The 6,365-nt window shown below is 45.0% G+C and carries 5 protein-coding genes and 1 pseudogene; 2 read left to right on the top strand and 4 right to left on the bottom strand.

Annotation, left to right across the window (positions count from 1 at the left end):
• Positions 1–322: 322 nt before the first annotated feature.
• The 3 genes from BUB44_RS14625 to BUB44_RS14615 all read right to left on the bottom strand — a co-directional run bounded on the left by BUB44_RS14625 (position 323) and on the right by BUB44_RS14615 (position 2,633).
• Positions 323–1,153, bottom strand: coding sequence for an MTAP family purine nucleoside phosphorylase (locus BUB44_RS14625; RefSeq protein WP_073167677.1), 831 nt, complete (start codon positions 1,151–1,153; stop codon positions 323–325).
• A 4-nt stretch (positions 1,154–1,157) separates the two neighbouring features.
• Entirely contained in the window at positions 1,158–1,898 is a 741-nt protein-coding gene (locus BUB44_RS14620; protein ID WP_073167674.1) for a class I SAM-dependent DNA methyltransferase, read from the bottom strand.
• An 87-nt stretch (positions 1,899–1,985) separates the two neighbouring features.
• The gene (locus BUB44_RS14615; RefSeq protein ID WP_073167672.1) at positions 1,986–2,633 is read right to left on the bottom strand and encodes an adenylate kinase; all 648 of its coding nucleotides are present in this window, start codon (positions 2,631–2,633) and stop codon (positions 1,986–1,988) included.
• 224 nt (positions 2,634–2,857) lie between these two features.
• On the opposite strand from BUB44_RS14615, the gene atoS reads away from it, so the two are divergent.
• Both atoS and BUB44_RS14605 read left to right on the top strand, forming a co-directional pair.
• Positions 2,858–4,675 carry a two-component system sensor histidine kinase AtoS gene (gene atoS, locus BUB44_RS14610; protein ID WP_073167669.1) on the top strand — a complete coding sequence of 606 codons (1,818 nt, stop codon included), beginning with the start codon at positions 2,858–2,860 and terminating at the stop codon, positions 4,673–4,675.
• Positions 4,676–6,010 carry a sigma-54-dependent transcriptional regulator gene (locus BUB44_RS14605; RefSeq protein ID WP_073167666.1) on the top strand — a complete coding sequence of 445 codons (1,335 nt, stop codon included), beginning with the start codon at positions 4,676–4,678 and terminating at the stop codon, positions 6,008–6,010. It begins immediately after the preceding gene.
• Positions 6,011–6,086: 76 nt separating this feature from the next.
• Here the strand turns inward: BUB44_RS14605 and BUB44_RS15645 are convergent.
• Positions 6,087–6,365, bottom strand: a pseudogene (locus tag BUB44_RS15645) (IS1634 family transposase); the annotation flags it as partial.

Below are 6,365 nucleotides of genomic sequence, written 5' to 3'. Positions count from 1 at the left end.
TAGCCTCTTATGGGGTTCTTGTTCATCGGGCCGTGGTTTTGCCGCCGGCGCACCGATCCGATTCCACCTCGCGATGGACACCCTTGCCTTTGGCTAGCAGACTCGTGCTGCCTCGCCTGCACCTGCCTTTCACCACCAAGTTAACGCCCATGCCGGGCGCACACAAAATTTGGAGCGCCGAAACAGGCGCTCCAAATAGTTCCCAAATGATAATTATGCACCTTGTTACCTATAACCATGTGGTTTGTTTTTATTTCTCACCCCCCTATCTCCTGTTATATTAAACTTATATTAAATTTACGGCAACGACTTTCCTGGTAATTTATACCTTTAGAAGGGTGGGGTAACGTAATTTTGCGCAACCACATTCTCCCTCAGTATTGATATGACGCATAGCTTCCAGAAGAATACTTCCCATTCGATGTGCCTCCTGATAGAAAATATCAGCCAATTCGCTATGTTCCCAATCCCTGTTTACTCCTTCGGCGTAGTTGGTTACAATATCTACCCGTCCGTAACAGGCGCCAATCTCTCTGGCCAGGTAAACTTCGGGGCACATGCTCTGCCCCACTATATCTGCTCCCAGGCGGCCCAGCATGGCAACTTCGGCCGGGCTTTCAAAGTGACGTCCATCGGTAACGGCATAAATTCCCCGATCAAAAACACGACCTCCTTCCGGAGCTTTTTTCTCTGCTGCCCGAAGCAGGGCATTACAAAGGATGGGGCATACGGGCTGGCGCATAGAGAGCAGGAATTCTCCCCCGAGGCTCACGTCCTTGCGCATGGAAAAATCCAGGTAGTCTGAAGGGATAAGTATATCCCGCGGCTTGAGCAAGTGGTTGATGGCTCCCACGCCCCCTTCAGACAGAATTTTTTTTACGCCTGCTTTCTGTAATACCCAGAACAATTGTTGAGAAGCCCTGCCCCGGCTTACCCCTTGGCGCCAGCCATGCATTTTTACGGTTAAAACTTTTTTTCCTCCAACAATAAACAGCTTTAAAGGGGGGCTTTCCCCATAGGGTGTGGGGAACACGAGTTTTTCGGCAATAACCATGACATCGGGGAAATCAAGATCTTGGGGGAAATTTAGACTAAATGTGCTGGAGCCGCCTATAATTGCATAATCAACCCGGGGAATTTCTGAATAAGTCACGCAATCAACTCCTTTGAGCAACATAAAAGTGTCGCCTGCTATGTGGCTGAACCGGGTTAAAAGAAAAGGCATCGTATGATGCTAGGTATTTCAGTCCTGCCGTTTTTAAAGCCTGCCGAACTTGATCCGCCGTATAGCCATATTCCCGGTGCTGTTCGATGAATTTATGATAGTATTCTCCTTTTCTAATAAAAGCTGTGAGTTCAATTTCCCAACTAATATTTGCAGGATAATAGCGGCTGCGCCAGATTATTGTATATTCCGGTTCGTCTATTACGGTTACATCTGGAGTGCTGCCGGCCAGCCACTGGATGGTATTCAGGTCAAAAACGAACATGCCACCGTCGACGAGGTTTTTTCTAACCTGCCGAAAAGTTTTTTCCATATCTTTATAATCTGCCAGGTAATTTAAACCGTCGTGGAAGCAAATAACCAGGTCTACCGGTTTTTCGAGTTCAAAAGAACGCATGTCAGCGGTTAGGAAATTTACTTTCAGTTTTTGCTCTATAGCTTTTTTGCTGGCAACATTTATCATGGATGGGGATAGATCCAGTCCCGTAACTTGGTAACCTCTCCGGGCGAGGGGCAAAGTAGTATTTCCCGTACCGCAGGCCAGATCAAGTACGGTACAGGGGTGATAATTAAACCGTCTTAGAATTTCTTCCAGGTAATCTATCCATCCTTCATAGTCTACCCCGGATACTAATAGATCGTAAATCCAGGCCAGATCAGCATAACAGGGCATCTGCTACTTCCTTTCGCAGTTTGAAGTAAAATGTGCCCCCGTTAATTCGGGGGCTGTAAAGCGAAATTATCCTAATTTATTTAAACTTTATTTTGCTTTTAGGCAAGCCAGGATATCCTCCAGCACTTTCTTTATTTCTTGATCGCCATTAATATTTTTAAGCAGCCCTTTGCCGGCATAGTAATCAATCAATGGTTGTGTCTGGGCTTCGTAGACGTCCAGGCGGTTGGCCACAGCCTCTTCATTGTCGTCGCTACGCTGGTAAAGCTCTCCGCCGCAATTATTACATTTTCCCTCCACTTTGGGCGGGTTGAATAAAATATGATAGCTGGCTCCACAGTTGCGGCATACCCGGCGCCCGGTGAGGCGAGCCATAAGCTTGTCCCTGGGTACAGCGATGTTAATTACTGCGTCAAGCTGTATATTCATATCCTGGAGAGTTTCATCAAGTGCCTGGGCCTGGGCCAGGGTCCTGGGAAATCCATCCAGGAGAAAGCCCTTTTCACAATCGGGTTTTTGGAGGCGATCCTTTACCATTCCTACAACAACTTCGTCAGGCACCAGCTCACCCTTGTCCATATATTCTTTAGCTTTTTTCCCCATTACTGTGCCTTCTTTAATTGCTGCTCTGAACATGTCTCCTGTAGAAATGTGGGTAATATTCAGTTCCTTTACAAGCATTTCGGCCTGGGTACCCTTGCCGGCTCCTGGAGGCCCCATGATCAGCAGCTTCAAAACCATCCCCTCCTAAAAAACCATAATTTATTAAGAAGATTATATCATGGATTAGTTACCGGGAAAACATGTGTGTTTTTTAATTTAAGGTAATTCCATTAAAATCTCGGGGGAAACCTCTTTCCCTGCACTTATGAGGTATTGGTTAAAGTTGTAAGTGTACTGCTTTGTTGGTATTGAAGCTAAGGTCAGAAGGTAGTATGCTTAAAGCGGAGGGACTTAACATGAACTTTCAAAAGAGGGGTTTTAAAAACCAGATCTTGGTCTTAATAGCTCTTCTACTGGTTTTACCCATTTTGCTGGCGGGTTATATGTTAAACATTATCCATCATACCCAATTAAGCATGATAGAAACTCAAAAGAATAAAATGTCAAAAGCCATGGAATTGCTGGATACTAGCTTGACTATTTCCTTTGATGAAATATTAATCAAATCAAATGCTACCCAGGCCCCACGGCGTGAAAAAGTAAAATTACTAAATCGCCAGCTTAAACCACTGATTTTAAAAATAAAAGAAAACTACCCGGAGCTGGAATTGGGATTTTATTCCCGCGATTTAGATGTGATTCTGGATGGGGATGAAAACAGTTATGGCGAGAATTTTTCCAAGCGGCGCAAGAGGGCATTTGTTGAAACTATAACTACCAGTAAACCGGTAGTGGAAACACTTGGACTTTCCGAAGGGGGACAATTGGAAATGTACAGGCCCCTGGTGCGCCACGGAGAAACAATAGGTGCTGTTTGGGCGACGGAGAACCTTTCCGTCCTTTACCGACGGTTGGATCGGGTGCAGCGGGACGCTTATTTGGTTATCGCCATGGGCTTGCTTTTGGGATTGGGGGGTGCTTTTGCTCTCATTCGCAACTTGGTAGCGGCCGTAAATCAGGTAAAAACAGGAGTGCAACTTTTGGAAAAGGATCTTACTTATATCTTACCCCCGGCTACCGGTGAACTGGGGGAAATTACCGAAGCCATTAATCACCTGGCCACCAAACTGGTGAACGTACAAAATTATAATGAAATTATTCTAGCCAGTATTGACGATGGAATACTGGCTATAGATCTTCAAGCGGTGCTTATTGGGGTCAATGCAGCCGCTAAACGTATATTGGGCTTGCCCGAGGATTGCCTGGATAAACCCCTTGGAGAAATCTTTCCCTCCGGTTCACCTTTTTACACTTATTTAACAATGGCATTACACGATAACAGGTTGGTAAAAGACCAGGAAGTCCTTCTCTCCTCAGAGGAAGGAAAGACGTTGCACTTGTTAATAAGTACCAATGTAATGACCAATATTCGCGGTGAAATTATAGGTGTTGTATTGACCTGTCGGGATATTACTGAGAGGGTGCACCTGGAAGAACAAATCAGGCGCCAAGAGCGTTTGGCTTCCCTAGGCAAGCTGGTTGCCGGTGTGGCTCATGAAATTCGTAATCCTTTAACATCCATAAGTGGCTATATCCAGTTCTGGCAAAAAAATTCTACCCCGTCCCCTCGTTCGTTATCCATTATTCATCGAGAAATTAACCGTTTAAACACAATTGTAGATAAACTCCTTCATTTTGCCAGGCCAGCCCGGGCAATTTTAGGTGCCCATGATATTAATTTACTGGTAAACAGGGTAACTCAATTTTTCCAGGATGCCCATGACTCGGAAATTAAAATAATAAGGGAATTGACCGAGGTTCTGCCACTGGTTTGGATAGATCCGAGCCAAATCGAACAGGTTCTTTATAACGTTTTATATAACGCTGCTCAAGCTATGTCGGGTAGAGGTATAATCGTTGTCTGCACAGAATTTGATGCTGTTAAAAATATGGTTTTAATAAAAGTAAAAGATTCAGGAGGAGGCATACCACCAGAAATCATGCCTCACCTGTTTGATCCTTTTTTTACCACCAAACCAAAAGGTGTGGGATTGGGATTGGCTATTGCCTATGAAATAATGCGTGCCCATGGCGGTGAAATTGAGTTAGAGAGCCAGCTAGGACAAGGTACTACCTGTAAAATTTATATTCCCGTAGCTAAGGAGGAAGTATAAATGGCCCTGGTGTTAGTGGTAGACGATGAAGAAAGTGTCTGTGAGTTTCTTGCGGAAGTGCTGGAAGATGCGGGATACTCTGTTCAAACAGCTCAAGATGGCCGGCGTGCTTTAGAGTTGGTTTCACAAAGTTCACCCGATGTTGTCTTGCTGGATATCCGCATGCCAGAATTAGATGGAATGGTGGTAATGGATCGTATTAAGCAAATGGATGATCGCCTACCGGTAATTTTAATGACTGCTTTTGGTACTACGGAAATGGCCATTCAGGCTATGAAAGCGGGTGCCTTTGATTATATCATCAAACCTTTTAATTTAGACGAGCTTGTTCTGACGGTGAAGAAGGCTGTGACCATGAGGGAACTGGCCAAGGAAGTGGAAGCTTTGCGGGAAGGACGCGTACAGGAGCCCCTCCCCATGGAAACCATGATAGGACAATCGCCAGCCATGCAGGCAGTATATAAAAACATTGGTCGGGTGGCAGCAAGCAACGTTACAGTACTTATACAAGGGGAAAGTGGCACGGGAAAAGAGCTTGTAGCAAGAGCCATACACAATAACAGCAGCCGACGGGATGGTCCTTTTGTTAAAATAAATTGTGCTGCCATACCGGAAAATTTGATGGAGAGTGAACTCTTTGGTCATGAAAAAGGTGCTTTTACCGGAGCCGGAGCGAGAAAACCCGGTAAGTTCGAGCTGGCTCATCGTGGAACCATTTTCTTGGATGAAATTGGGGAACTCAGCCTGGCAACGCAAGCCAAATTGCTAAGGGTATTGCAGGAAAAGGAGTTTGAGCGCGTCGGGGGTACGGAAATCATCCGGGTCGATGTGCGTATATTGGCTGCAACGAATAAAAATCTGGAGGAATGTGTTCAAGAAGGAACTTTTCGGGAGGATCTTTATTTCCGCTTGAAAGTTGTAACTATCTGGGTCCCTCCATTACGGGAAAGGATGGAAGATGTTCCATTGCTGGCCCGGGCTTTTTTACAAAAATACAGCCGGGAGCAGAATAAGAATGTGACAGATTTCTCCCCCGAAGCCATGGCTCTATTGATGCAATATGACTGGCCTGGAAATGTACGGGAATTAAAAAATGTTTGCGAGCAAGCAGTGGTAATGACAAGAGGACCAGTTATTTTGCCGGAAGATCTGCCTCCTACCCTTCATTTTCCCCAAAATAATTTTAAGGATGATTTGTTTAAACCCGGAATGACTTTAAAGGAAATAGTCGCCAACGTAGAACGAAGGGTAATTTTAAAAGCTCTTCAGGAACATAACTGGAACCGGACTGCCACTGCCCGTGCTTTACTGAACTTTAACACCCAATCCCAATAAAACCCCGGAAAATCAAGGCTTCCGGGACATAACGAGTTGGCGTGCCACAACATTTTTCCTTATTGTGGTAGATATGCTAATTAATGATTCTTACATGATTTGGAACTCCTATTCCTAATGCTTTAAAAGCTTGAAAAGCATTTCCTGGTAATTCAGTTCGGCACAAATATCTTATGCCCTCCAGGGTTAACTCGACAGCTTTTAGATTTTTTAAATCCCTCATGAGATACAAGTATTCAACCTGGCTGCCGGCCAGCTTGAGATACCGGTAAAAAGCCGATTCCAACACCAGCGCCAGAAAACAAACCATGACATGTGCCCTTACCCGGCGGTCTTTCCAGTGGTAGATTGGCCT

Source organism: Desulfofundulus australicus DSM 11792, assembly GCF_900129285.1.
Taxonomy (GTDB): domain Bacteria; phylum Bacillota; class Desulfotomaculia; order Desulfotomaculales; family Desulfovirgulaceae; genus Desulfofundulus; species Desulfofundulus australicus.
The sequence above is the reverse complement of the archived record's forward strand: the minus strand, read 5'-3'. Positions and strand labels throughout refer to the sequence as shown.